Annotated in this window: 28 protein-coding genes; 13 read left to right on the top strand and 15 right to left on the bottom strand. The window is 62.4% G+C overall.

Annotation, left to right across the window (positions count from 1 at the left end):
- Positions 1 to 166 precede the first annotated feature (166 nt).
- The 9 genes from dgoD to GM676_RS16400 all read left to right on the top strand — a co-directional run bounded on the left by dgoD (position 167) and on the right by GM676_RS16400 (position 9,489).
- Entirely contained in the window at positions 167 to 1,315 is a 1,149-nt protein-coding gene (gene dgoD, locus GM676_RS16440) for a galactonate dehydratase (RefSeq protein WP_155464792.1), read from the top strand.
- A 4-nt stretch (positions 1,316 to 1,319) separates the two neighbouring features.
- The gene (locus GM676_RS16435; RefSeq protein WP_155464791.1) at positions 1,320 to 4,142 is read left to right on the top strand and encodes a beta-galactosidase; all 2,823 of its coding nucleotides are present in this window, start codon (positions 1,320 to 1,322) and stop codon (positions 4,140 to 4,142) included.
- 9 nt (positions 4,143 to 4,151) lie between these two features.
- On the top strand, positions 4,152 to 4,925 hold the full coding sequence (locus GM676_RS16430) for an SDR family oxidoreductase (protein WP_155464790.1): 774 nt from the start codon (positions 4,152 to 4,154) through the stop codon (positions 4,923 to 4,925).
- 58 nt (positions 4,926 to 4,983) lie between these two features.
- Positions 4,984 to 5,244: an MbcA/ParS/Xre antitoxin family protein gene (locus tag GM676_RS16425; RefSeq protein WP_155464789.1), complete on the top strand. Its 261-nt coding sequence runs from the start codon at positions 4,984 to 4,986 to the stop codon at positions 5,242 to 5,244.
- Positions 5,241 to 5,573, top strand: coding sequence for an RES family NAD+ phosphorylase (locus tag GM676_RS16420; RefSeq protein ID WP_155464788.1), 333 nt, complete (start codon positions 5,241 to 5,243; stop codon positions 5,571 to 5,573). Before GM676_RS16425 ends, GM676_RS16420 begins: the two co-directional genes overlap by 4 nt.
- A gap of 162 nt (positions 5,574 to 5,735) precedes the next feature.
- Positions 5,736 to 6,026 carry a co-chaperone GroES gene (gene groES / locus GM676_RS16415; RefSeq protein WP_155464787.1) on the top strand — a complete coding sequence of 97 codons (291 nt, stop codon included), beginning with the start codon at positions 5,736 to 5,738 and terminating at the stop codon, positions 6,024 to 6,026.
- A gap of 49 nt (positions 6,027 to 6,075) precedes the next feature.
- Positions 6,076 to 7,725: a chaperonin GroEL gene (groL, locus tag GM676_RS16410; protein WP_155464786.1), complete on the top strand. Its 1,650-nt coding sequence runs from the start codon at positions 6,076 to 6,078 to the stop codon at positions 7,723 to 7,725.
- A gap of 86 nt (positions 7,726 to 7,811) precedes the next feature.
- Positions 7,812 to 9,023, top strand: coding sequence for an MFS transporter (locus GM676_RS16405; protein WP_155464785.1), 1,212 nt, complete (start codon positions 7,812 to 7,814; stop codon positions 9,021 to 9,023).
- 37 nt (positions 9,024 to 9,060) lie between these two features.
- Positions 9,061 to 9,489, top strand: coding sequence for a VOC family protein (locus GM676_RS16400; protein ID WP_155464784.1), 429 nt, complete (start codon positions 9,061 to 9,063; stop codon positions 9,487 to 9,489).
- Here GM676_RS16400 and GM676_RS16395 read toward each other — a convergent pair.
- Positions 9,486 to 9,932: a MarR family winged helix-turn-helix transcriptional regulator gene (locus GM676_RS16395; RefSeq protein ID WP_155464783.1), complete on the bottom strand. Its 447-nt coding sequence runs from the start codon at positions 9,930 to 9,932 to the stop codon at positions 9,486 to 9,488. The two genes, GM676_RS16400 and GM676_RS16395, sit on opposite strands and share 4 nt — an antisense overlap.
- Before the next feature lie 54 nt (positions 9,933 to 9,986).
- Between GM676_RS16395 and GM676_RS16390 the strand changes: the two genes are divergently transcribed.
- Positions 9,987 to 10,361: a VOC family protein gene (locus GM676_RS16390; RefSeq protein ID WP_155464782.1), complete on the top strand. Its 375-nt coding sequence runs from the start codon at positions 9,987 to 9,989 to the stop codon at positions 10,359 to 10,361.
- A gap of 73 nt (positions 10,362 to 10,434) precedes the next feature.
- The gene (locus GM676_RS16385) at positions 10,435 to 10,866 is read left to right on the top strand and encodes a VOC family protein (RefSeq protein WP_155464781.1); all 432 of its coding nucleotides are present in this window, start codon (positions 10,435 to 10,437) and stop codon (positions 10,864 to 10,866) included.
- Between the two features lie 4 nt (positions 10,867 to 10,870).
- Here GM676_RS16385 and GM676_RS16380 read toward each other — a convergent pair whose 3' ends face one another.
- From GM676_RS16380 to GM676_RS16360, 5 genes are all read right to left on the bottom strand, one after another.
- Positions 10,871 to 11,296 (bottom strand): DUF7684 family protein, encoded by a 426-nt coding sequence (locus GM676_RS16380; protein ID WP_155464780.1) that lies wholly within the window; start codon positions 11,294 to 11,296, stop codon positions 10,871 to 10,873.
- A 40-nt stretch (positions 11,297 to 11,336) separates the two neighbouring features.
- Positions 11,337 to 12,317 (bottom strand): glycoside hydrolase family 53 protein, encoded by a 981-nt coding sequence (locus GM676_RS16375; RefSeq protein ID WP_155464779.1) that lies wholly within the window; start codon positions 12,315 to 12,317, stop codon positions 11,337 to 11,339.
- A 95-nt stretch (positions 12,318 to 12,412) separates the two neighbouring features.
- Positions 12,413 to 13,294, bottom strand: a complete 882-nt coding sequence (locus tag GM676_RS16370) for an SMP-30/gluconolactonase/LRE family protein (RefSeq protein WP_155464778.1) — start codon at positions 13,292 to 13,294, stop codon at positions 12,413 to 12,415.
- Between the two features lie 13 nt (positions 13,295 to 13,307).
- On the bottom strand, positions 13,308 to 13,931 hold the full coding sequence (locus GM676_RS16365; protein ID WP_155464777.1) for a 2-dehydro-3-deoxy-6-phosphogalactonate aldolase: 624 nt from the start codon (positions 13,929 to 13,931) through the stop codon (positions 13,308 to 13,310).
- Positions 13,932 to 13,933: 2 nt separating this feature from the next.
- A complete protein-coding gene (locus tag GM676_RS16360; protein ID WP_371866267.1) occupies positions 13,934 to 14,827 on the bottom strand; it encodes a 2-dehydro-3-deoxygalactonokinase in 894 nt (297 codons plus the stop codon).
- A 184-nt stretch (positions 14,828 to 15,011) separates the two neighbouring features.
- Between GM676_RS16360 and GM676_RS32250 the strand changes: the two genes are divergently transcribed.
- Positions 15,012 to 15,590, top strand: coding sequence for a hypothetical protein (locus GM676_RS32250; RefSeq protein ID WP_229262728.1), 579 nt, complete (start codon positions 15,012 to 15,014; stop codon positions 15,588 to 15,590).
- Here the strand turns inward: GM676_RS32250 and GM676_RS16350 are convergent.
- The 4 genes from GM676_RS16350 to GM676_RS16335 form a co-directional block, all read right to left on the bottom strand.
- Positions 15,587 to 16,828 (bottom strand): MFS transporter, encoded by a 1,242-nt coding sequence (locus tag GM676_RS16350; protein WP_155464776.1) that lies wholly within the window; start codon positions 16,826 to 16,828, stop codon positions 15,587 to 15,589. The genes GM676_RS32250 and GM676_RS16350 overlap by 4 nt on opposite strands.
- Complete coding sequence (locus tag GM676_RS16345; RefSeq protein WP_229262727.1) at positions 16,825 to 17,274, bottom strand: PadR family transcriptional regulator; 450 nt, start codon at positions 17,272 to 17,274, stop codon at positions 16,825 to 16,827. Before GM676_RS16345 ends, GM676_RS16350 begins: the two co-directional genes overlap by 4 nt.
- A gap of 83 nt (positions 17,275 to 17,357) precedes the next feature.
- Positions 17,358 to 19,229 carry a glucokinase gene (locus tag GM676_RS16340; RefSeq protein WP_155464775.1) on the bottom strand — a complete coding sequence of 624 codons (1,872 nt, stop codon included), beginning with the start codon at positions 19,227 to 19,229 and terminating at the stop codon, positions 17,358 to 17,360.
- Between the two features lie 72 nt (positions 19,230 to 19,301).
- Entirely contained in the window at positions 19,302 to 20,939 is a 1,638-nt protein-coding gene (locus GM676_RS16335; protein WP_155464774.1) for an alpha-glucosidase family protein, read from the bottom strand.
- Positions 20,940 to 21,159: 220 nt separating this feature from the next.
- Between GM676_RS16335 and GM676_RS16330 the strand changes: the two genes are divergently transcribed.
- Complete coding sequence (locus GM676_RS16330; protein ID WP_155464891.1) at positions 21,160 to 22,707, top strand: POT-type proton-dependent oligopeptide transporter; 1,548 nt, start codon at positions 21,160 to 21,162, stop codon at positions 22,705 to 22,707.
- A gap of 34 nt (positions 22,708 to 22,741) precedes the next feature.
- Here the strand turns inward: GM676_RS16330 and GM676_RS16325 are convergent.
- The 5 genes from GM676_RS16325 to GM676_RS16305 all read right to left on the bottom strand — a co-directional run bounded on the left by GM676_RS16325 (position 22,742) and on the right by GM676_RS16305 (position 26,049).
- A protein-coding gene (locus tag GM676_RS16325; protein WP_155464773.1) for an IS3 family transposase occupies positions 22,742 to 23,892 on the bottom strand; the annotation gives its coding sequence in 2 pieces (ribosomal slippage) (positions 22,742 to 23,649 and positions 23,649 to 23,892; 1,152 coding nt in all).
- A 165-nt stretch (positions 23,893 to 24,057) separates the two neighbouring features.
- Positions 24,058 to 24,489 (bottom strand): hypothetical protein, encoded by a 432-nt coding sequence (locus GM676_RS16320; protein WP_155464772.1) that lies wholly within the window; start codon positions 24,487 to 24,489, stop codon positions 24,058 to 24,060.
- Between the two features lie 397 nt (positions 24,490 to 24,886).
- The gene (locus GM676_RS16315; RefSeq protein WP_155464771.1) at positions 24,887 to 25,108 is read right to left on the bottom strand and encodes a hypothetical protein; all 222 of its coding nucleotides are present in this window, start codon (positions 25,106 to 25,108) and stop codon (positions 24,887 to 24,889) included.
- A 152-nt stretch (positions 25,109 to 25,260) separates the two neighbouring features.
- Positions 25,261 to 25,644, bottom strand: coding sequence for a hypothetical protein (locus GM676_RS16310; RefSeq protein WP_155464770.1), 384 nt, complete (start codon positions 25,642 to 25,644; stop codon positions 25,261 to 25,263).
- A gap of 78 nt (positions 25,645 to 25,722) precedes the next feature.
- On the bottom strand, positions 25,723 to 26,049 hold the full coding sequence (locus GM676_RS16305; RefSeq protein WP_170304309.1) for a hypothetical protein: 327 nt from the start codon (positions 26,047 to 26,049) through the stop codon (positions 25,723 to 25,725).
- Between the last annotated feature and the right edge of the window lie 607 nt (positions 26,050 to 26,656).

Raw genomic sequence — 26,656 nt, 5'->3', positions numbered from 1 at the left:
GTTGCTATGAATAAAGCGCGCCCAGGCATGCCGATATCGGATAGCAGGCCCGGGCGGGCAGCTATGCGATATTGATATGGGTCGTTGCGAATTAATCATATTTCCAGTCTAGCCACCGGCTTTAGACTGAGCACTGTTCCGTGAACCACCACCCTGACCTGATCCTATGAAAATCATCAAACTGACGACCTACCGTGTTCCACCGCGCTGGATGCTGCTCAAAATCGAAACCGATGAAGGCGTCGTCGGCTGGGGCGAGCCGGTCATCGAGGGCCGCGCCCGCTCTGTGGAGACGGCGGTGCAGGAACTGGAGTCCTACCTGATCGGCCAGGACCCGGCGCGCATCAACGACCTGTGGCAGACCATGTACCGCGCCGGCTTCTACCGCGGCGGCGCCATCCTGATGAGCGCGATCGCCGGCATCGACCAGGCGCTGTGGGACATCAAGGGCAAAGTGCTGGGCAAGCCGGTGTACGAGCTGCTGGGCGGCCTGGTGCGCGACCGCATGAAGATGTACAGCTGGGTGGGCGGCGACCGTCCGTCCGACATCATCGAACAAATCCGCACGCTGCAAAAAGGCGGCTTCAACACCTTCAAGATGAACGCCACCGAGGAACTGGGCATGCTGGACACCTCGGCCAAGGTGGACGAGGCGGTGCGCCGCGTGGCCGAGATCCGCGAAGCCTTCGGCACCACCATCGAGTTCGGCCTGGACTTCCACGGCCGCGTGGCCGCGCCGATGGCCAAAGTGCTGCTGCGCGAACTGGAACAATACCGCCCGCTGTTCGTGGAAGAGCCGGTGCTGGCCGAGCAGGCCGAATACTATCCGCGCCTGGCCGAGCAGACCTCGATCCCGCTGGCGGCCGGCGAGCGCATGTACTCGCGCTTCGAATTCAAGAACGTGTTCGCGGCCGGCGGCCTGTCGATCGTGCAGCCGGACCTGTCGCACGCCGGCGGCATCACCGAATGCGTGAAGATCGCCTCGATGGCCGAAGCCTACGACGTCACGCTGGCGCCGCACTGCCCGCTGGGCCCGGTGGCGCTGGCTTCCTGCCTGCACGTGGACTTCGTGTCGTACAACGCCGTGCTGCAAGAGCAGAGCATGGGCATCCACTACAACAAGGGCGGCGAACTGCTGGACTACGTCATCAACAAGGACGATTTCAAGATCATCGATGGCTACTGCAATCCGCTGACCAAGCCTGGCCTGGGCGTGGAAGTGGACGAGGCACGCGTGATTGAAGCCAGCAAGAACGCGCCGGACTGGCGCAATCCGGTGTGGCGCCACGAAGACGGCAGCGTCGCGGAGTGGTAAAACAATGATCTTCCGCCTGCGCACCTGCGCGGCTCTGGTTGCGGGTGTGCTGGCGGCAAGTGCTGCTGGCGCAGCCATGCTCGCCATCGATGCCAGCGCTCCCAATCCTGCCCCGCTGAAAGCGGCGCTGCGTCTCGGCAGCGCCACCGCCCCCAACGGCGACACCCTCGGCGCCAACGCGCGCTACCTGACCCGCAACGGCGCCCCATGGCTGCCGGTGATGGGCGAATTCCATTACAGCCGCACGCCCGCCTCGCAATGGGAGGCCGAGCTGCGCAAGATGAAGGCGGCCGGCATCGACATCGTGGCCAGCTACGTCATGTGGAATCACCACGAGGAAGTGGAAGGCAAATTCGACTGGTCCGGCAACCGCGACCTGCGCCGCTTCGTGCAGCTGGCCGCCAAGGCCGGGCTGGATGTGGTGGTACGCGTCGGTCCGTGGGCGCACGCGGAGGTGCGCTACGGCGGCATTCCGGACTGGGTGGTCAACGCCATGCCGACCCGCTCCAACGATCCGCAATACATGGTGTTCGTCGAGCGCCTGTATCAGCAGATCGGCCAGCAGATCAAGGGCCAGTTGTGGAAGGACGGCGGTCGCGTGATCGGCGTGCAGCTGGAGAACGAATACAACATCGATGGCGAAGGCAAAGGCATCGCCCACATCGCCGCGCTGAAAAAGCTGGCGCTGAAGGCGGGCATGGATGTGCCCTACTACACCGTCACCGGCTGGGACGGCACCATCTATCCGAGCGGCGAAGTGACGCCCGTGTTTGGGGGTTATCCTGACGAGCCCTGGGGCGTGAGCACGAAGGAGCTGCCGCCCAAAGAGACTTACGCCTTCCGCTTCGACACGCGCGTCAGCGGCGACCTCGGCGCGCAGACCGCCGCGCACGCCCCCGGCACCGCCGAAACCGACAAGGACGTGACGCCCTTCCTCGGCGCCGAATATGGCGCCGGCCTGCCGTTCATGTATCGCCGCCGCACCGTGGTGTCGGCCGACGATATCGCTTCCATGCTGCCGGTGCAGCTGGGTTCCGGCGTGAATCTGATGGGCTATTACATGTTCCATGGCGGCCGCAATCCGTTGAGCCTGGGCGGCACCGGCATGGAAGAAAGCACGCTCAGTGGCGGCTACAACGACACCACCATGATCAGCTACGACTTCCAGGCGCCGCTTGGGCCGGATGGCCAGCAGCGCAAGGTGCTGGAGAAGCTGCGTCCGTTCCACCTGTTCCTGCATGATTTCGGCTCGCGCCTGGCGCCGATGACGGTGCGCAAGCCGGAGGTGTCGCCAGCCAAGCCGGATGATTTGTCGACCGCGCGCTTTGCGGTGCGCAGCGAGGGCGATCGTGGCTTCCTGTTCGTGAACAACCATGTTCGCCAGTATCCGATGGCGGCGCAGAAGGCCACGCAGTTCTCGGTCAAGCTGCAAGGCCAGAGCATCACGCTGCCAAGCAAGCCGGTAGACATCGCCGATGGCGCCTACTTCATCTGGCCGCTGAATCTGGACCTCGACGGCACCAACCTGCACTACGCCACCGCGCAGCCACTGACGCTGCTGGATCAGGGCAAGGCCGGCGTGGTCGCCGTCTTCGCCGCCAGCGCCGGCGTGCCGGTCGAACTCTCCTTCGATGCGAACGCCCGCGTCTCGCTCGGCGCAGCCGCGAGCGCAAGCAGCGCGCCGAGCGCCAGCGCGGGCGGCTCAGCTGCTGCGGGCGCAGGCGGCGCGAGTGGTTCCGGGGCCGCCGGCGCGGGCATAGGCGGCGCAGGCGGCTCGGGTGCCGCGAGCGGCGCGCGGATTGCCACGGTTGGCGGCCACACACTGGTGACCGGCGTGCAGCCGGGCGCCGGCGCGGCAGTCACCGTGCAGCGCGACGGCAAGCGTCCGCTGACCATCGTCGTGCTGACGCCTGAACAGTCGCAGCAACTGAGCGTGGTGCAGCTGGCCGGCCAGCGCCGCCTGTTGCTGTCCGCCGATCAGGCCTACGCAGACGGCAACGCGCTGCAAATGCGCTCCGTCGGCGACAGCCAATTCCGCTTCGCCGTCTACCCGGCGCTGAGCACCACGCCGAAAGCGACCACCACCGCTGCGGCTTGGGCCGCCGCACAAGGCGCGACCGCCGGACGCACAGCCAATGCCAGTGCCGCCCCATCCGCCGCCGGCGCAAATAGCGTCGACACCGCCGCATCCCGCACAACCGGTTCCGCCGCAACGCGCGCGCCGGGCGCCTCGACGAGCCGCGCCGCTACCGCACGCGCCGCCATGCCGAGCAACGCTGGCGCCAACGCCGCCGGCGACGCGCCCGCCGCCACGGTCGCCGTGCGCGCGGCCGGGAACGACGGCATCTTCCAGGTCTTCGAAGCATCGCTTCCTGCCAGCGACGTAAAAGCCAGCATCACGCCAACGCGCACAGCACAGGAAGCCGCGCCGATCGTGATCGGCGGCACCGCCAAAGCCGCCATCCAGCCGCTGCCGGAAAACTTCAAGGCCGCCGGCGCCTGGCAAATCAACATCCCGCGCGAACAGCTGAAAGGCCTGGACGACGCCCTGCTGCAAATCGACTTCGTCGGCGACATCGGCCGCCTGTACTCCGGCACCCGCCTGCTGGACGACTGGTACTACAGCGGCTACCAATGGCAGATCGGCCTGCGCCAGCAAGCCGCCCTGCTGGACCAGCCGCTGACCGTCTCCGTGCTGCCGCTACGGGCCGACGCCCCGATCTACCTGCCGAAAGAAGCACGCCCCGACTTCGGCGGCAAGCAGCAGATCGCCACCGTGCGCGGCGTCAGCGTGATCCCGGTCTATCAACTGCGCGTCACGCCATAGGAGACAAGCATGTCCGAACGCCTGAAAGGCAAAGTCGCCATCGTCACCGGCTCCACGCAAGGCATCGGGCTGGCCATCGCCCGCCGCTTCGCGGCGGAAGGCGCCATGGTCACCCTCAATAGCCACCGCGAAGACGAAGCCGCCCACGCCATCGCCAAAGAACTCGGCCCCGAACGCAGCCTGTTCGTGCACGCCGACGTGGCCGACCGCGCCGCCATGGAAGCCCTGGCCGCGCGCACCATCGACCGCTTCGGCAAAGTGGACATCCTGATCAACAACGCCGGCATGAACGTCTTCGACGACCCGCTGGCGCTGAGCGAAGAGGACTGGAAACGCTGCTTCGCCGTCGATCTGGAAGGCGCATGGAACGGCGCGCGCGCCGTGCTGCCGTCGATGCTGGCGCAGGGCGCGGGCAGCATCGTCAACATCGCCTCGGTGCACGGCCACAAAATCATTCCCGGCTGCTTCCCCTACCCGGTCGCCAAGCACGCCCTGATCGGCATGACGCGCGCGCTGGGCATCGAATACGCGGCGCGCGGCATCCGCGTCAACTCCATCTCGCCGGGTTTGATCGTCACCGACATGATCGAACGCCACTTCGCCGCCCAGCCCGATCCGGAAGCCGAACGCGCCCGCCAGGCCGCCCTGTTGCCCTGCAAGCGGCTCGGCAAGCCGGAAGAAGTGGCGGCCACCGCCCTGTTCCTGGCCAGCGACGAAGCCCCCTTCATCAACGCCACCGACATCCTGATCGACGGCGGCCGCTCGCAGTTGTATCACGAGTAAGGAATAGCAGGCACGTCCTCCTTTGCGCTATTCTATAAGCGCAAAGGAGGCGTCAATCATGACTTCTGCTACGGCATCAAAAATTCCGTTACCTGAGCTTGAAAGTGCTATTGAAACATTGGCTATTCAAGTTTTTAAAATGGTGCAGGAATCAGGCAATCCTGCTGGCTTCGACGCTTCGTCTTGGGTACGCCACTGGATTCATCTGCCGCTGCCCGCACTGGGAGGAAAGACTCCTGCCAGCTACTTAAGCAGTTCAGAGGGAAGAAGGTTTATTTCCAATGTGCTGGCCATGACTCAGAGCGGGGCATACGCATGAGCACAGTGATCTGGCGAATTGCCGCCACCACGCCAGATCACGCAGCGGATGACCTCTCTGGAGCAGGGACCAAGGTGACAGGTGGCCGCTGGAATTCTCCCGGCACAGCAGTGGTGTACTGCTCTGAAAACATCTCGCTGGCGGTTCTTGAAACGATAGCGCATTTGCGCGCTGGGGCTCTGCCCTATAACCGCTATCTTGTGAGAATTAAAGTTCCCGATGATGTTTGGCTCCAGCGGCAAGTTCTTGCTCCGCCGCCTGCGGGAGCCATGATTTCAGCGGCGATAGTCAAAAAGTGGGTTTACGATCCACGCTTGTTCCAAACGTAAGCAGATAAACATCATTTCCCCGTTTTTTTGCCTTTCCTCAAAGTGTTTGCCTTGAAATGCACCAAGGTCGTCCCTATAATTGGCACTCGTTAGGGAAGAGTGCTAACAGCATGCCCAACTACCAACATTCTGTACCATTGTTAAAAAATTAAGGAGTTTTGTATGAACCTTCGCCCTTTGAACGATCGCGTTATCGTCAAACGTCTGGACCAAGAGACCAAAACTGCGTCCGGCCTGATCATCCCTGATGCGGCCGCTGAGAAACCGGATCAAGGTGAAGTCCTGGCCGTTGGCAATGGCAAGATCCTGGACGACGGCAAAGTACGTCCTCTGGATGTCAAAGCAGGCGACCGCGTCCTGTTCGGCAAATACGCCGGCCAGACCGTCAAGATCGACGGCCAGGAACTGCTGGTCATGCGCGAAGAAGACATCATGGCGATCATCACCAAGTAATCCTTGGCCGATTCGATCCCACACTTAATACCTCACAGGAGTAAACAACATGGCAGCTAAAGATGTAGTGTTCGGCGACGCAGCGCGCGCCAAGATGGTGGAAGGCGTTAACATTCTGGCTAACGCGGTGAAAGTCACCCTGGGCCCGAAAGGCCGCAACGTGGTGCTGGAGCGCTCGTTCGGCGCCCCGACCGTGACCAAGGACGGCGTGTCGGTCGCCAAAGAAGTCGAACTGAAAGACAAGCTGCAAAACATGGGCGCCCAGATGGTCAAGGAAGTCGCTTCCAAAACCTCGGACAACGCCGGCGACGGCACCACCACCGCCACCGTGCTGGCACAAGCCCTGGTGCGCGAAGGCATGAAATACGTGGCCGCCGGCATGAACCCGATGGACCTGAAGCGTGGCATCGACAAGGCCGTCGCCGCCACCGTCGAGCAGATCGCTTCGATCGCCCGTCCATGCACCACCACCAAGGAAATCGCCCAGGTTGGCTCGATCTCGGCCAACTCGGATTCGTCGATCGGCGAGCGCATCGCCGAGGCGATGGAAAAAGTCGGCAAGGAAGGCGTGATCACCGTGGAAGACGGCAAATCGCTGAACGACGAGCTGGACATCGTTGAAGGTATGCAGTTCGACCGCGGCTACCTGTCGCCATACTTCATCAACAATCAGGACAAGCAAGTTGCCGCGCTGGACAACCCATTCGTTCTGCTGTGCGACAAGAAAATCTCGAACATCCGCGACCTGCTGCCTATCCTGGAACAGATCGCCAAGTCGGGCCGTCCACTGCTGATCATCGCCGAAGACATCGAAGGCGAAGCGCTGGCGACCCTGGTGGTGAACAACATCCGCGGCATCCTGAAAACCGTTGCTGTGAAAGCCCCAGGCTTCGGCGACCGTCGCAAAGCCATGCTGGAAGACATCGCCATCCTGACCGGCGGCCAGGTGGTGGCTGAAGAAGTCGGCCTGACCCTGGAAAAAGTGACCCTGGAAGAACTGGGCCAGGCCAAGCGTATCGAAGTCGGCAAGGAAAACACCATCGTCATCGACGGCGCCGGCCAAGCCGCTGCGATCGAAGCCCGCGTGAAACAAATCCGCGTGCAGATCGAAGAAGCGACCTCGGACTACGACCGTGAAAAACTGCAAGAGCGCGTGGCCAAGCTGGCCGGCGGCGTGGCAGTGATCAAGGTTGGCGCTGCCACCGAAGTCGAAATGAAAGAGAAGAAAGCACGTGTTGAAGACGCCCTGCACGCTACCCGCGCCGCTGTGGAAGAAGGCATTGTGCCAGGCGGCGGCGTAGCCCTGCTGCGTGCCCGCGCTCAAGTGAAGAACCTGAAAGGCGACAACCCAGACCAGGACGCAGGTATCAAGATCGTTCTGCGCGCCATGGAAGAGCCACTGCGCATGATCGTGCAGAACGCCGGCGAAGAATCGTCGGTGGTGGTCAACGCGGTGCTGGCAGGCGAAGGCAACTTCGGCTACAACGCATCGAACGGCACCTACGGCGACATGGTTGAAATGGGCGTGCTGGACCCAGCGAAAGTAACCCGTTCGGCGCTGCAAAACGCGGCCTCGATCGCCGGCCTGATGCTGACCACCGACTGCATGATCGCCGAAGTTGTGGAAGACAAGCCAGCCGGCGGTATGGGTGGCATGGGCGGTATGGGTGGCATGGGCGGCATGGACGGCATGATGTAATTCAGCCGGCCGGCTAGCTTAGCCAGCTCTCCGCAAAGCCCGCGTGCGCTTCGGCCACGCGGGCTTTTTTCTTGTACACTGGCCGGATGTCTACCTCAGTCCGCCGCCGCTCCCTGCTCGCCGCCAGCAGTGCACACGCCGTCCACGACGGCATGACCGATCTGATTTACGTCTTGCTGCCGATCTGGCAAGCCCAGTTCGCCATCAGCTACGCCATGATCGGCTTGCTGCGCGCCTCGTATTCAGGGGTGATGGCAAGCTTCCAGCTGCTGGCCAGCCGGCTCGCGAAGCGCTGGGGCCGCGCGCGCATGCTGATCGGCGGCACCGCGCTGGCCGGCGTGGCCTACCTGATCGCCGGCCAGGCCGGCGGCCTGCCCATGCTGCTGATCGCGCTGATGCTGGGCGGGCTGGGCGCCAGCACGCAGCATCCGCTGGCCTCGTCGCTGGTGACGGATGCGTACGAGGCCGGCGGTGGCGTGAAAGAAGCGCTATCCACGTACAACTTCGCCGGCGACATCGGCAAGACCTTGATACCGGGCGCGGTGGGTCTGCTGCTGGTGGTGGTCAGCTGGCAGACCAGCGTGACCTTGATCGGCCTGCTCGGCATGACGGCGGCATTGCTGCTGTGGCGGCTGATCCCGGCGCCCGCCGGCACGGCCGCCTCGGCTGCGGAGCCCGCGTCCACACCGGCGACGGCAACAGCAACCGCCGAGCGGGCGTCCGTACCGGCGACGGCAGCGGCGACCGCTTCGGCGAAGGCCGCCGGCCTGCGCGCGCTGCTCGCCACCGGCACGCTGGACAGCACGGTGCGCATGGGCTTCCTGACCTTCCTGCCCTTCCTGTTGAAAAACAAGGGCGCGGGCACAGCGGGCATAGGCGTGGCATTGTCGCTGCTGTTTGTGGGCGGCGCGTTTGGCAAGCTGCTGTGCGGCTACCTGGGCGCACGCATCGGCATGATGAAGACCGTGTGGGCAACCGAGTCCGCCACCTCGCTGAGCATCGTGGCGGCGGTGTTCCTGCCGCTGGCAGGCGTGATGGTCTTGCTGCCGCTGCTGGGACTGGCCCTGAACGGCACCTCCTCCGTGCTGTACGGCGCGGTGCCCGAACTGGCCGCGCCGGGCAAGCGCGAGCAGGCATTTGCCTTGTTCTACACCGGCACCATCGGCGCGGGCGCCTTGTCGCCGGTGCTGTTCGGCCGCGTGGGCGATGTGACCAGCGTGCCGGTGGCCTTGCTGTCGCTGGCCGCCATCTTGCTACTCACCCTGCCGCTAGCGTGGCGCGTCCAGAAATCACTTTGAGCTAGACTGGGCGGCACACAAGCAAGGAGTACTGCTCATGGAAACTCAAGAACTGCATCGCGGCCGTTTGATCGACCACATCCAGTTGGTGGTGCGCGACCTGCCCGCCTCGCAAACATTCTACAGCGCGATCTTTGAAGTGCTGGGCGTGCCCATCGGCGGCACCGGCCCGGGCTTCTTCTGGGCCGACGAACTCTTCGTCTCCACCGCGGACAGCCCGGCGGCGCAAGGCGTGCTGACCGGCCGCCATCACCTGGCCTTCCAGGCCAAGGACCGCGCCACCGTGGACGCCGCATACCAAGCCGCGCTGGCCAACGGCGGCAAGGACAACGGCGCACCGGGCGAACGTCCCTACCATCCCGGCTACTACGCCGCCTTCATGCTCGACCCCGACGGCAACAACATCGAAGCCGTGTTCCACGGCGATGCCAAACGCAGCGCGCCGTCGGTGCACATCATCTTCTAATCGTCCAGGGCGGCGGCGCAGCGCTTGAGCAGCTCACACAGCTGCCTGGCCTCTTCCGCCGACAGCCTGGAGAGCATCTGCCGCTCCACCGCATCGGCAGCTTTCGCCCCGTCGGCAACCGCCTTTTGACCGGCCGCCGTCAGCTCGGTCATGATCACCCGGCCATGCTCCGGATGCGGGTTGCGCACAATCAGGCCACCACGTTCCAGATTGACCAGTATTCCTTGCATGGTCTGCGGCGTCACGAACGCCGCCCGCGCCAGCTCGGCGTTCGAGATGCGCGGGTTGCCGGCCACAGCGAGCAGGACGGCATTCTGCGGCGCCGTGACGCCAAGCCGCGCAAGTTCCGCATCCAGCCGTTGCCGCAGGCGATGCTGGGTGATCTTCAGGTTGTAGCCTATCCAGTCGGTGCCACGACGAGGCGCCGCTTTCTCCGTTGACATATCAGGGGCCTTACATTAGTATCAGGGCACTGATATTACTTGAAAGGATCTCGCATGACAACCATCGTCCCTATCGGCCCCGACTTCATCGCCTTGCAGGTGCGCGACCTGGCCGCCTCGCGCAAGTTCTACCTGGAGACCTTCGGTTTCGAAGCCTCGGCGCATTGCCCGCCCGGTGCGGTCATCTTCAAGACCGAGCCCATCGCACTGGCGCTGCGCGAGCCGCTGCGTGCGCTTCCCGACACCGGGCCGCTTGGTGTCGGCATGGTGCTGTGGATTGCCTGCGCCGACGCCGATGCCTTGCACGACCTGATCGTGCAGCGCGGTGGCACCATCCTCGGCCCGCTCGCGGACGGCCCATTTGGCCGCTTCTTCGTCGCCGCCGATCCCGACGGCTACGCCATTACCTTCCATACGGCGCGCAGCTGACAGCAGGCTACTGACAGGAATTGACAGAGCTGCTGAATAGAATGGGTTTCACTTTTCTTTCAGGAGACTTTCAATGAAACCGAACACTGTCAGCGCTGTCGCCCACCTCAACTTCCGCGGCCAGGCGCGCGAGGCGCTCAATTTCTACCAGTCCGTGTTTGGCGGCGAAGTGATGGCGATGACCTACAAGGACTTCGGCCAGGTCACCGATGAAGCGGAAGCGGATCAGCTGATCTGGGGCCAGGTGGCGGCCGACAACGGCTTCCGCGTCATGGCCTGTGACGTCCCTTCGGCAACCCCGTATCACCCAGGCCAGAACGCCTTCCTGGTCGCGCTGGAAACCGAAACGCCGGAACAAGTCAGCGCCTACTGGGACAAGATCGCCAACGGCGCCACCATCACCGTCCCGCTGGCGCCGGCGCAATGGACGCCGCTGTTCGGCATGCTGACCGACCGCTTCGGCACCGCCTGGGCCCTGAGCGTCGCCACGCCGCAGAACGGCTAAGCAATCAAGCGTCGTGGTAAGCGGCTTCGAGTTCTTCGCGGCGCGGAGCGTCGGCGATGTGGAGGATGAGGGTGGTGTTGAGCTCGTGCGCGGGGTGGATGGCGCGGTGCCGGGCGAACCAGAACACCTCCTCCAGTTCCTCGTCCTCGTGCGCGGTGACGAACACGCGCTGCGCTTCCGGCACCTCTTCGTAGTTGACGGCTTCCTGCGCCGCATCGTCGATCGCCTCGCGCCACTGGTCGCAATCCTTGCCCCACGCCAGCGCATACAGGCAGCCGGATGCAATCAGCCAGCGGCTGACGTCCCACATCATGGTCTCGTGCACATCGGCGTCGACCACCACCACGGCTTTGAACTGACGCAAGCCTTCCAGCGCCGGCAGGTCGCTGGAAGGAGAAAGATGCAGGTATTTGAGGGCGGAATTCAGCATGCCGGCATTTTCTCCCGATCCGCCGAATCCCGCAAGCTGCTTAGAACGGGTCCAGCGCCACCGTGAACTTGCCGCTCGCGTCCAGCGCGCCCATGGTGTAGCCTTGCCAGCCCGGATAGGCTTGCGGCTCCCAGTAGAACACGCCCAGGCCGTTCGACCCCAGCGCCTTGGTCTTGGTCAGCAGATCGGCCAGCATGGCTTTGGAGGTGGCCGCCTGGGTCCAGTCCATGCCCACCTCGGTCACCATCACCGGCTTGGCGTAGCGCGACACCATGTCCCACATATTGGTGGAGATTTTGTTGTTGTAGTTGGCCCAGTCCGACGCCGGCGGATAGTGCGACATGCCGATCACATCCCACTTCGCGCCCGCCCCTTTCACACCGTCGAAGAACCAGCGGAACACCGCGTTGTCGTAGCCGTTCGCCAGATGCAGGATGACCTTGGCGTTCGGATACACGGCCTTGGCCGCGTTGTAGCCGTTGTTGATCAGGCCAGCCAGGTTGCTGAAGCTGGTGGTCTTCCCTTCCGGCCACAACATGCCGCTATTGATCTCGTTGCCGACCTGTACCCACTCGACCGTGATGCCGTTCGTCTTCAGGTAATTCAGGATGCCGTAGGTATGCGAATACACATCGCTGTTCAGCTGCGTCAGCGTGTGGTTGGCCCAGGCCGCAGGCTTGGTCTGCTGGCCGGGATCGGCCCAGCTGTCGCTGTAGTGGAAATCGATCAGGATGCGCTGGCCCTGCGCCGCAGCCCGCTTGGCCTTGTACAGCACGTCGGCGCCATCGTTCCAGCCGCCGCTGGGATTGACCCACACGCGCAGGCGGATCGCATTCACCTGCAAGTTCTTCAGCAGCACAAACGGATCGGTCTTCACCGCGCTGCTGTTGTAGAACGAATAGCCGCTCGATTCCTGCTGGCTTACCCAGCTGACATCGGCGCCATTGGCAAAGGTGGCGCTACGCGCGGACAGGGCGAACGCCAGCCCGCATGCCGCGAACAGCAATGCTTTCAACTTCATATAGTCTCCAGTGTTTTTAGTTATTGATGGGATGAACACATCCCTGCCGCTACGCGCGGCATATTGCTACAGCGGGGTACAGCAGAGATGTCTGGTCAGCCGAAGCGGCCGGCAGGCACGCCGGCCACGTCCACGCGCACGGCAAACACGGCGCCGGTCAGCGGATGGGCCGCCAGCTGCTCGGGCGTGTTGTCTTCGCGCGCGGTGGTGATGTAGAGGGTCTTCAGATCGGCGCCGCCAAAGGCGCAGGAGGCGGGATTGCGCACCGGGACCGGGATGGTGTCCAGCAACTCGCCTTCCGGCGAGTAGCGGCACACGCGGCTGCCGCCCCATTGCGCGATCCACACGCAACCTTCGCTGTCGACCGTCATGCCGTCCGGCGAACCTTCGCCTTCGCCGAACTGGCGCCAGATGCGCGGCGCGCCCAGCGTGCCGTTGGCGGACAGCGGATAGGCATAGGTGCGGCCTTCGTAGCTGTCGGTGTGGTACATGGTGGCGCCGTCCAGGCTGAAGGTCGGGCCGTTGCAGATGTGGTAGCCGGTGTCGGCCGCGTGCAGCGTCAGGTCGGTGTCGAGCCGGAACAGGGTGCCGATGGCTTGCGCGTAATCGGTGTTGTGCATGGAACCGGCCCAGATGCGGCCGGCGCTGTCGACCTTGGCGTCATTCATGCGCAGGCCGCTGCCCTCGGCGAACGGACGGTGCAGGTACTCGATGCGCAGCTCCGGCTCCAGCCACACGCGGGCGATGCCGTCGCGCAGGCCGGCCATGAAACCGTCGCCGTCGCGGCGCGCGATCAGCCAGCAGATGTAGTCCGGCATGGTCCAGCTGCGGCGCTGGCCGCTGACCACATCCTGCGAGTGCAGGGTCTGGTTCTTCAGGTCGACAAAGTACAGGCGGTTCTGTTCCGCCACCCACAGCGGGCCTTCGCCCAGCTGGGCGTTCACTTCCCACAGGCATTGCACGTCATGCTTGCTCATCGATTCGATTCCTTTATGCGGCCAAAGTGCGCCAGGTGGAGACAAAGGCTTCCGCCCGTTCTTTCAACTGCTCCAGCGTCACGCCCGGCGTGTACAGATTGCCGCCGATGCCGAAACCGGTGGCGCCGGCTTTCACCCACGCCGCCATGGTCTCCGGCGACACGCCGCCCACCGGCCACACCGGCGTGCCGGCCGGCAGCACGCTCTTGAGCGCCTTGATGCCGCCATGGCCGACCGACTCGGCCGGGAAAATTTTCAGCGCGTGGGCGCCGGCGTCCAGCGCGGCGAACGCCTCGGTCGGCGTGGCCACGCCCGGCGCGCAATACATGCCCAGATCGGCGGCACGGCGGATCACGGCCGGCACGCAGTTCGGCGAGACCAGCAGACGGCCGCCGGCCGCATGCACGGCCTCCACGTGCTCGACGTTGAGCATGGTGCCGCCGCCAACCAGCGTGTCCGGCAAGTCCAGCTTGACGATGGAGGCGATCGCCTCGATCGCGCCCGGACGGTTGAGCGGCACTTCCAGCGCGCGGAAGCCGGCCGCGTGCAGCACCTTGGCGACATCGACCGCCTCGGCGGGATTCAGGCCGCGCAGGATGGCAACCAGCGGCGTGCTTGGATGGGATGGAGTAGTCATGATTAAGCCTTGAGGAATTGGGAAACGGCGGTGCAATACACCTGATGTGGGTCGAGCACGGTGCAGCTCAAGCCGAAATGTTCGGCGGCCACGGCATAGCGCGCCGCCAGCGCCGGCGAACCGATCACGGCAATGCCCTGCCCTTCGGCCGCGCGCGCGGCGGCGGCAAACTCGGCGCCGATCAGCAGGCCGCTGATGGTGGCCGCCGCCTGCTCGGCCGGGGCCGAACGCGACACCACGCCCGCGCGCACGCGGAACAGGGAATTCGACAGCGGCTCATGTCTGGCCGCCTGGTTGAGGCCGGTGACAAAGCCCTCGGCGTTGGCAGTATCGCCGTCCATCATGACGGACAGCGTGCCGCCCTTGGACAGCATGGCGAACAGCTCGCCGGTCATATAGGTGGCAAACGACTGGATCACGCCGTCGCGCAGCAGCACCCACTTGCTGTGGGTACCCGGCAGCACCAGCCAGCCGTCGCGATGACCTTGCGCCACCGCGCCCAGCAGTTGGGTCTCCTCGCCGCGCATGACGTCGGCGGCGGCGCCGTTGCGGTAGACGTAGCCGGGAACAATGTGCGCGCGGCCGGCCCAGGCGGGATCGGTGACGGCGGCCAGGTGCCGCGGCAGTTGCTCCAGCGGCACCGAGGCATCCAGGTAGCTGACTTCCTGCCAGCCCGAGGCGCTGCCGACCATGCCGGACATGATGACCGGCACGTCGTCCGGCAACTTCATGGCCGCCAGCACGCCGGCCAGCGAGGCGCCGAAATGCTCACGGCCGCCCACGGCCAGCATGCCCTGGCCGTCTTCGTGCTCAGCCAGGCAGGCGCCGTCTTGATCTATCAGATAAGCACGGCGGTTGCTCGTGCCCCAGTCTATCCCCAAAATATGCTTGTTCACTCAGCGGTTCCTTTACTCATGCTGCGTCGATGTTACGAAAAAGCCACCTCAACAGCCAATGAATTATCTCGCCAGAGTAATACCAAAATAATATAGGCGGCGCGCGGAAACCCGCCAAAAAGTTGCCCCTGAGATGCCTTTAGTTTAGTATGGCCGACAATAAAATGTCTCAGCTCTCCTTCCCATGGAATTAAGCAAGCAGTCCTCCCGCAAACTGATCGCCGCCGGCGTCGCGACGACGGTGATTGCGCTGGGCTTGGCCGCCTGGTTTGCCGCTGCCCCATCGGCCGAATCGCAGGTGACGGTCAAGGTTCCTGTGGCGGCGTCGGCCAGCGCCAGCAGCGCGGCCTCGGCCGTCAAGCCCGCGCCGGCCGCCGCGCCGCACCGCGCGGCGGAGATCAAGGACCCGGCGCCGCCGGGCGAACCCAAGGCCATCCGCACCAAGGAACAAGGCGCCGCCGCCCTGATGGCGTTGCCGGAACTGCAAGCATGGTCGGCGCTGATCGAGAAGAATTCGGGCGGCAAGGCGCATGGCGGCCTGCTGGAATACGATCCGATGCCGCGCAAGCTGAACGGCAAGAGCTACTGGCAGTTCAGCTACGTGGAAAACAGCGCCGAGTCGGCGCTGCGCTGGGAAAGCTTCCTGGTGTCGTCCAGCGACGACGAGATTCTGGTGGAAGACGCCAGCAGCGACGAGGTCATCAGCCTGGCGCGCTGGCGGCGCGAGAAGCATCCGTCCAAGCGCACCGCCATCGACAACTAGGCGGCCTTGGCTTGCCCCGCTGGCGCCGCCTTGAACGCGGCGCCGCGCACCTGCCCCACCCACAGCACCGTCAGCACGGCCATGCCGGCCGCGATCCAGCCGTTCAGGCCGTAGCCGCTGATGTGGCCCGACACTTCCGTATGCAGCGTCAGCCCGCCCAGCAAGGCGCCGAGCCCGGTGCCGACCTGCTGAATGGCGGCGTTGGCGCTGAGGAAAGCCCCGCGCCGGCTCGGGTCCGGCACCGTGGTCATCAGCGCCTGCATGGGGATATTGCGGCCCGAGGCCAGCACCATAAAGAACGGGAAGAACAGCATCACGCCCACCAGCGGCATCACCGGGATGTGGGTGATGAACAGCACCGGCAGGATGAACAGCAGCGAGACGATGCGGTACACCTTCTGCGCGCCATGCTGGTCCGACCATTTGCCGATCATGCGGGCGGTGAAGAAAGTCGCCAGGCCGCCGGCCAGGTAGACGTAGGTGATCTGCGCCGGCTGCAAGCCGACATTGCTGACCAACACGGGCGAGATGAAGGGAATCACCATCATGCCCGTCATCATGTTCACCACCGACAGCAGGAAGGCCTTGAGGTGCATGGGTTCCTTGTACAGCGCGATCAGGTTGGGCAGCATGGCCGACAACGGCACGCGGTTGGGCAGGTGGCTGTCCAGCGCCGGCAGCACGCGCGCGGCCAACAGCAGGATCGGCAGCGAACACACCACCAGAATGTAGAACGGCGAGGCCCAGCCATAATGCGCGGCCAGCATCACGCCGGTCGGCACGCCGGCCACCGAGGCCATGCTGAACGAGGTCATCACCACGCCGGTGGCGGCGCCGCGCCGCTCAACCGGGATCAGGTCGCCGATGATGGCCATGACGATGGTGCCCAGAATGCCGCCGGTCAGCCCGGCAAACGCGCGCGACAGCACCAGCACATGGAAGTTGGGCGCGGCGGCGCACGCCAGGTTGGACAACGTGAATAGCGCGAACACCGTCAGCAGCAGCTTGCGGCGGTCGAAGCGGTCGATGTACATGGCGGCGGCCAGGCCGGAAAGGCCGGCGCACCAGGCGTAGGCCGATACCGCGCCCGAAACGGCGGCCGGTTCGATGTGGAAGGCCTGCATCAGCTGCGGCGCCAGCGGCATCATCACCATGAAGTCCATGATGACGGTGAACTGCGTCAGCGCCAGCAGCCATAGAACGACGCGTTCGCGCGTCGGGGTCAGTGCGGCGCTCATAATGCGTTGATATCGACCACGGCCTGGCGCAGGATGGCGCGGATTTGCTCGATACGTTCAGGATTGTGATTGGTGGCGCGGGCCTGCTCGATGGCCGCCTGTTTCAGCTCGTGCATGGCGGCACGCAGGCCTTCGCGGTGCTCGTCGGGGTCGGCCAGGCGGGCCAGGATGGCGTCGACGAACTGGCGGTTGTCGGCCAGAAAAGCCTCGCCTTCGGGGGTGATGGTGTGCAGCTTCTTGTTGCCGTCGGCCGAGGCCACCACGTGGCCCATGTCCAGCAGCATCGACAACAGCGGATAGATGGCGCCCGGGCTGGGCGAATAACCGCCGCCCGAGCGCTGCTCCAGTTCCTTGATGATGTCGTAACCGTGACGCGGTTTTTCCGCGATCAGTTGCAACACAACGTAGCGCATGGCGCCAGCATCGAACATTTTAGGTCCGCGCATGATGAACTCCTTAAGATATAACTTATTAAGATATATCTTAAACCATTACGACAGGAGTTCAAGTATCGTTTTGTATCAGGCGATCAACCGTCCAGGTGCGAGATCAGCAGACGGCGGTTGTCGGCCGCGTCGCCAGTTTTGTGCTCAACCACCAGACGCGAGTTCTGCGCGTCCAGCGAAATGCCCACCGACAGGATGTCGATCAGCAGCAGCTGCAAGATGCGCGAGATCATCGACAGGAAGGTGGTGCTGTCCTCGGTGTGATCCACCGTCAGGCACACGCTGGCCTTCTTCGCCAGCGGCGAGTTGCTGGAGGTGATGGCGATCACGTCCGCGCCGGCCGCGCGCGCCGCGTCCACCGCCGACAGCAGGTCCGGCAGCTTGCCCGAGTTGGAGATGGCAATCACCACATCGCCGGGTTTCAGCAGCTCGGCCGCCAGCGTCAGCAGGTGCGAATCGCCATAGGCCGAGGTGGGGATGCGGAAGCGGAAGAATTTGTGCTGGCCGTCCAGCGCCACCACGCGCGAATTGCCCATGGCGTAGAACTCCACGCGCTTGGCCTTGGCCACCAGCGCGATGGCCTTGTCCAGCGAGCGCACGTCCAGCTGATCGCGGAATTTCAGAATCGCGGAAACAGTATTATCGATTACCTTGGCGCTCAGATCGTGCGTGCTGTCGCTGACGCGAACCTGGCTGTGACGCACCGGAATCGCGCCGGTCAGGCTGGAAGCGAACTTCAGCTTGAAGTCGGCCAGGCCAAGGAAGCCCAGCGAACGGCAGAAGCGGATCACGGTCGGCTGGCTGACTTCGGCCAGACGCGCGATGTCGGCGATCGGCTCGTTCAGCACCAGGCGCGGCTGCTCCAGCACCAGTTGCGCCACGCGCTGCTCGGCCGGGGTCAGCTCGTGTTGCAGGTGCTGCACGCGTTCCATCAGCGTATTGGCGCCGCTGCGACCGCGCAGGTGTTCGGACAGAATCGTCGCCACGCCGTAGAAGGCCGGATTCGGCGTGGTGATGACGTAGGTTGGAATCTCGGCCAGGTAGCTGGTGAAACGGCCCTTGGCTTCAAAACGCGCGCGGAACGGCGAGGTGGTGAACCAATCGCCGAGACGCGGCACGATGCCGCCGCCAATGAACATGCCGCCGAAGGCGCCCAGCGTCACGGCCAGGTTGGCGGTGGCGCCGCCCAGCATGGCGCAGAAGCATTCCAGCACTTCCAGGCACAGCGGGTCTTTGTCGGTCAGCGCGCCGGCGATGATCTCTTGCGAGGTCAGGTCGCGCACCTGACGGCCGTTGCGCTTGGCGATGGCACGGTAGATGATTTCCATGCCGGGGCCGGAAATCAGACGCTCGGTCGAGACGTGCGACCAGGTTTGCCATGCGTATTGCAGGATGGCGTATTCGCGCTCGTCGGCCGGGGCGAAGTTGGTGTGGCCGCCCTCGGAACCCAGGGTGACGAAGCCGTCCACGGTCGGGATCACGCCCGACACACCGAGGCCGGTGCCCGGTCCCAGCACGCCGATCACGGAATTGGAGGCCGGCTTGCCGCCGCCCACTTGCATCAGGTCGGCCGGCTTGAGGCCCGGCAGCGACATCGCCAGCGCGGTGAAGTCATTCACCACCAGCAGCGTGTGCAGGCCCAGCGCGCGGCGCACCTCGTCGGTGGAGAATTCCCAGTCGCGGTTGGTCATGCGGATGTAGTCGCCGCTGACCGGGTTGGCCACCGCCAGCGCGGCATGGTTCAGGTTCACGCCGCTGTGGTCGGACAGGTAGGACCGCAGCATGGCCACGATGTCAGGATAGTCGTCGCACTTGAGCACCCGCACGGCGCGGAACTCGCCGGGCGCGGTTTGCAGGGCAAAGCGCGCGTGGGTGGCGCCGATGTCGGCCAGCAGGCGCGGGCCGTCGGCAAAGGCGGTGCGATTCAGTTTTTGATCCACTTCAGCTTGTTTCATCGTCGGTTCAGTCAAAACAGTTGGCGGAAGCATACCTGAAATACGTGGTGTTAAGAAGGCATTTCCCGCCGCTCAGCTCACGTAGCCGAACCACGCGCCATAAGCCGGCAGCGTGATTTTGCCGCCTTCGGCACTACCCGGCAGGCCATAACCTTGCAGTTGCTCGGCGCCGGCGCTCTGCGGCAGGTCCACCGTCTGGGCTTCGCCGCTCAGATTGAACACGGCGAGGATGCCGCGCTCGCCCGCCAGATCGCGGCGCAGGGCCAGCACCTGATCCTGCGTATCGAAGAAGGCAATATCGCCGCGCAGCAGCTGCGGATGCTGGCGGCGCCAGGCGATGAAGGCGCGGGTAAAGGCCAGCGACGATTCCTTGTCCTGCTCCTGCACCGAAGCCGCCTTGGCCAGATGGTCCGGCGATACCGGCAACCACGGCTTGCCGGTGGTGAAGCCGCCATGGTCCTGGTTCGACCAGGCGATCGGCGTGCGGCAGCCATCGCGGCCCTTGAACTCCGGCCAGAAGGTGATGCCGTACGGGTCTTGCAGCAGCTCGAACGGCACGTCGGCCTCGGCGAACGCCAGCTCGTCGCCCTGATACAGGCAAGGCGTGCCCTTCAGCGACAACTGCATCGCCAGCACCAGCTTGGCGAACGCCTGCGGCGCGGATGGGCCGCCCCAGCGGGTCGCCACACGCTGCACGTCGTGATTGCCGACCGACCACGAGGCCCAGCCGCCCTTCACGCGCGCCTCGAACGCCTCCACCTGCTTGCGGATGTAGTGCGAGGAGCACTGCGGCACCAGCAGGTTGAAGCTGTAGGCCATTTGCAGCTTGTCGCCGCCGGCGGTGTACTCGGCCATCACGGCCAGCGAGTCGTCCGCGCCCACTTCGCCGATCGACACGGCCTTGTATTCATCCAGCAGCGCGCGCAGCTTTTGCAGGAACGGCAGGTTCTCGGGACGGGTCTTATCGTAGATGTGGGCCTGCATGCCGTATGGGTTCACGTCCGACACGGTGGCGGTGTCGCGCACGGTGGCCGGCGGATTGCTGCGCAGTTCCTTGTCGTGGAAGTGGAAGTTGCAGGCGTCCAGACGGATGCCGTCCACGCCGCGCTCCAGCCAGAAACGCAGGGCGTCAAGGTGGGCCTGCTGTACTTCCGGATGGTGGAAGTTGAGCTGCGGCTGGCTGACCAGGAAATTGTGCATGTAGTACTGGCGGCGGCGCGTGTCCCACTGCCACGCCGAGCCGCCAAACACCGACATCCAGTTGTTCGGCGGATTGCCGTCCGGCGCCGGATCGGACCAGACGTACCAGTCGGCTTTCGGATTGTCGCGGCTGGAGCGGCTCTCCTTGAACCAGGCGTGATCTTCGGCCGTATGCGCCATCACCTGATCGATCATGATCTTGATGCCGAGGCTGTGCGCCTTGGCGATCAGCGTGTCGAAGTCAGCCAAGGTGCCGAACAGCGGATCGACGTCGCAATAGTCGGAAATGTCGTAGCCGAAGTCCTTCATCGGCGATTTGAAGAACGGAGAAATCCAGACGATGTCCACGCCCAGCGATGCGATATAGTCCAGCTTTGCCGTAATCCCCGGAAGATCGCCCACACCGTCGCCGTTGCTGTCCATGTAACTGCGCGGGTAAACCTGGTAGATGATCGCGTCGCGATACCAGTCTGGAGAATGCGGGGAGACTTGAGTAAGTTGCTTAGTCATAAGAGAATCCGGGGTTGGCGGGTTGACTGGTTTATTTTTGTAGAGAATATACATCACGAAATCAGATTTTTCAATCAGTACAAAGCTTAACGAATATCACAAATAATCGTTAAAAAACAAATACTTGAGCATTTAAACCAAAATACTTGAGATAAAAAATAGTAGTCAAACTACACACTACAGGAGTGGACGAGTGAGCAATAACAACGGCAACGGGGCGATGCCCCGGCAAATTCCCTACATCATCGCCAACGAAGGCTGCGAGCGTTTCAGCTTTTACGGCATGCGCAACATCCTCACGCCCTTCCTGCTGAGTACCCTGCTGCTGTTCATTCCGGTGGCCGACCGCACGGCCGAAGCCAAGCACGTGTTCCACACCTTCGTGATCGGCGTCTACTTCTTCCCGCTGCTGGGCGGCTGGATCGCCGACCGTTTCTGGGGCAAGTACAAGACGGTGTTCTGGTTCAGCCTGATCTACGTGGCCGGCCATGCCTGCCTGGCCATCTTCGAGCACAACCTCGAAGGCTTCTACCTCGGGCTGGCGCTGATCGCGTTCGGCTCGGGCGGCATCAAGCCGCTGGTGGTGGCGTTTGTGGGCGACCAGTTCGACCAGACCAACAAAAACCGCGCCAAGGTGGTGTTTGACGCCTTCTACTGGATCATCAACTTCGGCTCCTTCTTCGCCTCGCTGCTGATGCCGGTGTTCCTGCGCGACTACGGCCCGGCCGTGGCGTTTGGCATCCCCGGCATCCTGATGGCGATCGCCACGCTAGTGTTCTGGGCCGGCCGCAAAAAATACGTGCACGTGCCGCCGGCCGCGCCCAATCCCGATTCCTTCAGCAGCGTGGCGCGCACCGCCCTGCTGGCGCGCGTGGATGGCCAATCGCGCCCGGGCTTGCTGGTGGCCGGGGCCGGCGCGCTGGCCGCCGTGGTCTCGCTGTGCATGACGCCATCGTGGGGCTTCGTGATCGCCGCCTGCACGGCGCTGGTGCTGCTGCTGGCGTTTGGCGGCATCGGCATCTCGATGCAACTGGAACGCGCGCGCGGCAAGCATACCGATGAAGCGGTGGAAGGCGTGCGCGCCGTGCTGCGCATCCTGATCGTATTCGCCATGATCACGCCGTTCTGGTCCCTGTTCGACCAGAAGGCCTCGACCTGGATCGTGCAGGCCAACTCGATGGACAGCCCGCTGCTGTCCATCCTCGGCTGGGAATTCAAACTGCTGCCGGCGCAGATGCAGGCGGTGAATCCCATCCTCGTGATGCTGCTGATCCCCTTCAACAACTTCGCCCTGTTCCCGCTGATGCGCATGGTCGGCATCACGCCGACGCCGTTGCGCCGCATGGGCCTGGGCATTGCGTTCTCGGCGTCGGCCTGGGTGGTGATCGGCATGATCCAGCTGTGGATGGACGGCGGCGACCACGTCTCCATCCTGTGGCAGTTGCTGCCGTATGCCCTGCTGACGCTGGGCGAAGTGCTGGTCTCCGCCACCGGCCTGGAATTCGCCTACAGCCAGGCGCCGGCCTCGATGAAGGGGATCATCCTGAGCTTCTGGTACCTGGCCGTCACCGTGGGCAACCTGTGGGTGCTGATCGTGAACGCCGGCGTGAAAAACGACATGGTCAGCGACTGGATCGCAAGCAGCGGCCTGAGTGCAATCGCCTTCCAGATGTTCTTCTTCGCCATCTTCGCCGCCGTGGTGGCAGCCCTATTCGCGTTGTATGCCCTGCGCTACAAGATGGTCGATAACTACCGCAAGACGACGTAACCAAAGCGAGGCAAGCTGAATCGCCACCATTCTTCTAGATACCCTGCAGCCGTAAAAAATGCCACTTTTCGAACTCTATCGGCGACAAGCGTTCATTGGAACCATGTCGCCGCTTCGGATTGTAAAACATCTCGATATAGTCGAAGACATCCTCCCTTGCCTCCTCGCGTGTTGCGTAGGTCCTGCGCCGTACCCGCTCCCGCTTCAATAGTTGGAAGAAGCTCTCCGCCACAGCGTTGTCGTGGCAGTTGCCTCGTCTACTCATGCTCTGTACCAGGTTGTGCTCCTCAAGGAAGTCGCGCCAGTCATAGCTGCTGAATTGACTGCCTTGATCTGAATGCACCATCACCTCCTTAGCCGGTTTGCGCCGCCACACTGCCATTATCAAGGCGTTCATTGCTAGCTCTTTGTCGATCCGAGAACTCATGGACCAGCCGATTACCTGGCGTGAGAACAAGTCCAGCACCACAGCCAGATAAAGCCATCCCTCATAAGTGCGCAGATACGTAATGTCCGTGACCCAGACTTTATTCGGCTCGGTCACGTCGAACTCGCGCTGCAGATGGTTTGGCGCTACTACCGAAGGTCGCCCACCGTTCTTGTACTTGCGCTTCGCATAACCTGTTTGAGACCGAATGCCATCAGCACGCATCAGACGATATACCCGATTGATGCCGCATTCCTCGCCAAGCTCCTGCAAGTCGTCGTAGACCTTGCGGTAGCCATAGACGGCGCCGCTTTCCAGCCATGACTGCTTGATGTGACCAAGCAGCCGCCGATTCTCTTTGGCCCGTTCGCTTTCGGGATTGCTGCACCACGCGTAATAGCCGCTTGGATGGATCTTGAGCATCTTGCACATGCGCTGAATGGAATACAGCGCCTGGTGCTCACAAATAAAGGCGTACCTTACCCGGACGTCTTGGCAAAGTACGCCGCGGCCTTTCGCAGGATGTCACGCTCCTCGGTGACGCGCTTGAGTTCTGCCTTCAATTTGCGCATTTCCTCAGCTTGGGCATCGTTAGCTTTGCGTTCCGACTCGGGAACGCTGTAACGCTTGGTCCAAGCGTAAATGCTATGGATGCTGACTCCAAGCCGTTCGGCAACCTCCGCAGCAGGATGGCCCCGATCAACCACCTGTTTGACTGCCGCAATCTTGAATTCTTCGGTATATCTCTTGCCGCTCATTGACTCTCTCCTTTGCCTTAGAATTATGGCTCAGGAGTATCTAGAATAGTGGTGGCGATTCACCCCAGAGCAATGCAAGAGTGGTCTTGAGTGTCATCATAGATTGACCCAACGTTTCGATAACTGGCGTGCGTCAACGCGTCCAGTTGATTATATTGTTAGCCCTTACGGGCGATACGAGAAGCTTGGGCATTCGCCACGACCGTTCTCACAAAAGGAAAAGACAAGCTCCAAGTTCCGTTCTAGCTCCGCAAGCGAGTTTAAACTCATGATCGGATACTGATCACAGTCTCGCTCACACCATACTTCGAGATCAGGGAACTGATCGAGGATACCAAGGATGGTTGCCTTAAATGTTTCAGCGCTCGGCCAAGGATAGTCGCGCTGGCGGTCGAGGACAGGAAGTAATTTGACGAACCTGCCTGCGCTACCTTGCACCGATTGCCCAAATAAAACACCGTTCCAGTAGCAGAGCTGTTCGTCGGACATTCCCCATGGCGTCTCAAAACCCTTAATTTGCAAGAACGCGCTCTCCTGTGGCAAGGCCATGAAGAATGCATCGGGTGCACGTTGATAAGGAAAAGGCGTGTGCTGCATGTTGGCTAACGTGATTGTTCAGCGGCGCCGCCCGGCGTCCGCTGGAACTGATGGTTGGGCAATACGTGCCCAGGACTGTTCGTAAATTTGCACAGAAATGAGTTCGCCTGTGTAGCTGTTGACCTTGTGGTGGTGAGCACGATAGCATCTTCGGGGCAATCCGCAGCGACATATAACTCGAATATTGTTGCATCGTCTTCCCAATGTGTTCCGAGCGTAAGGTTGCCATTTGGTGGCGACGAATATTCAGCGAAGTTCGCCAGCGCAGCTTGCGTCGCAGCGCGCGCGGTTTCCTGCAACGTGTCCAGCGTTTCATGCGACCCAACGTGTGCGATAACCGGCGGTTGGACCGCGCAACACGGAAGCCGTCCGGTTGATTAAATGTTAGGCATAGCCATTACTTGTTCCGTTTGGCTTGGTACTTAGGATTAGGTTGAAAACTGCCGGGAACGATGTTTCCTACGGCATCGACCTTCCATGCCCCAGCAATCGCTTCGGGAGGAACGGCATCATTCGGTCCGTAATTGCCATCAATAGCGTACACCCAACCGTTCGGGTTCTTCCTAGCCTCTTGCATCATCTGCAAAGTAGGCTTCAATTTTGAGAAGGCTGTTTCCATAGCTGCGACGCCTCCGAGAATCGAAGAAAACAAGAACAACGCTGTAGAAGTAAGGAGCGCACGAAATCGCATTGTGGAGTCCTAACGTCGCTGTTCAGCGGCGGCCACTAGGCCGTCCGCTGGAACAAATTGTTGGAGAAAAAACGCCGATTTCATTTGGCACGCTTCATCGTGTCGCCTTCCCAACCGCAGGATGCCCCACTGTGAGCCGTACAGCTTTTGGCGGAGATTTTGGCGGAATTTCGCTTCTTGTCGAAGACCACGGTCACTTCGCAAGTATCGCTATTGTCTTCCTTCACATATGGCGAAAACTTGAGTTCATTCCCAGACACTTTTCCAATCCCCGCGATGGAACCCGAGCACGCTCCTTGAACGACTGTCGTCGCAGCGGCAATGACCCCTTTTTCAGAGTCCAGCGGAATAAGGTCAAGCGTCACCGAGGCGGAACGGAATTTACCGTCGACGTTTGCGTACTGCGCATTTGCCGAAGTACAGCAAACGGCGATAGTGACCATGAATACGATTCGTTGATACATGTGACTTAGGATCTCCAATGTGAAAAGTAACTGGCTGCCGGAATGCGCAGCATGGAGGCAGTCCAGTTGACTGCAAGGTTAGCCATTATCACGCAAGAGAACGGGGTTGAAAACGGTGACGACTATGGCCTTGCCTACGACGTGGGAGGCTTCAGAAACCACTATTTCGCGGTCACGCCAAAGCGTGTTGGGATATACCTCAGGGGTAACAAACCATACGTTCGCATGGCACTCGCCGCCAGACGCCAACTCGGGGGTATTAAGCAGTTCGATTTTCGTCGCCGTCAGGTAGTCATCAAGAATGGCGAAGTTCGGCATATACTCAGAGGTGATCGAACGCGTCTTACCAACTGCATCAGTGGGCAGCAGGCGAAGAATAATTTGAGCGTCGGCGGGACGTTTCATTTGAAGGGCTAACAAAAAATCGGCCCCCATTTGTCGCAATTCTTCCCGCCTAAAGCTTGAAGTTTCACCGAATCTCAAACTGGAGAACCAATATTATCAATACTTTATGCCAATTTAGCATACCCTAATGACATAGGGCAAACCCGCCTGCGGGCCGAACTGCCTTGGCTAGATGAAATCGCCACAGCCAAGTCTTCGCACCGCCTGCCTGTGGTGCTTACCAACGACGAAGTACAGTGCCTGCTGAGCAGGATCAGTGACACCAATGTCTAATACTGCGCCTTCTGTATAGCACCGGGATACGGATCACGTGATGCTTCAACAAATCAGAGGAGCAAAGTCATTGCAGAGCGCAGGCTCAGGTATCGACAAAGGGATCGGAGTCCTTCTTATTCAGCTCTCGCTTTGCATCGGCGGCAATCTGCTCCTTGGAGCGCATGCCTGTTCCGGGCATGTGCGTGGAGTATTGGTTCGGCAGCTTAAAGTGGACCCGTCAGTCAAGACACTCAGCCGGTTAATTTAAGCTGTGTCCGTTTCCACTTCCGCAGCTGCTCGGCGCTGCCCCGTGCCACTCACTTTCTCCGGCTCCCGGTCCGCGTCGCCGAAT

The organism is Duganella radicis, assembly GCF_009720825.1.
GTDB classification, from domain to species: domain Bacteria; phylum Pseudomonadota; class Gammaproteobacteria; order Burkholderiales; family Burkholderiaceae_D; genus Rugamonas; species Rugamonas radicis.
Note: the sequence above shows the minus strand (reverse complement) of the source record. Positions and strands in the feature narration are given on the sequence as shown.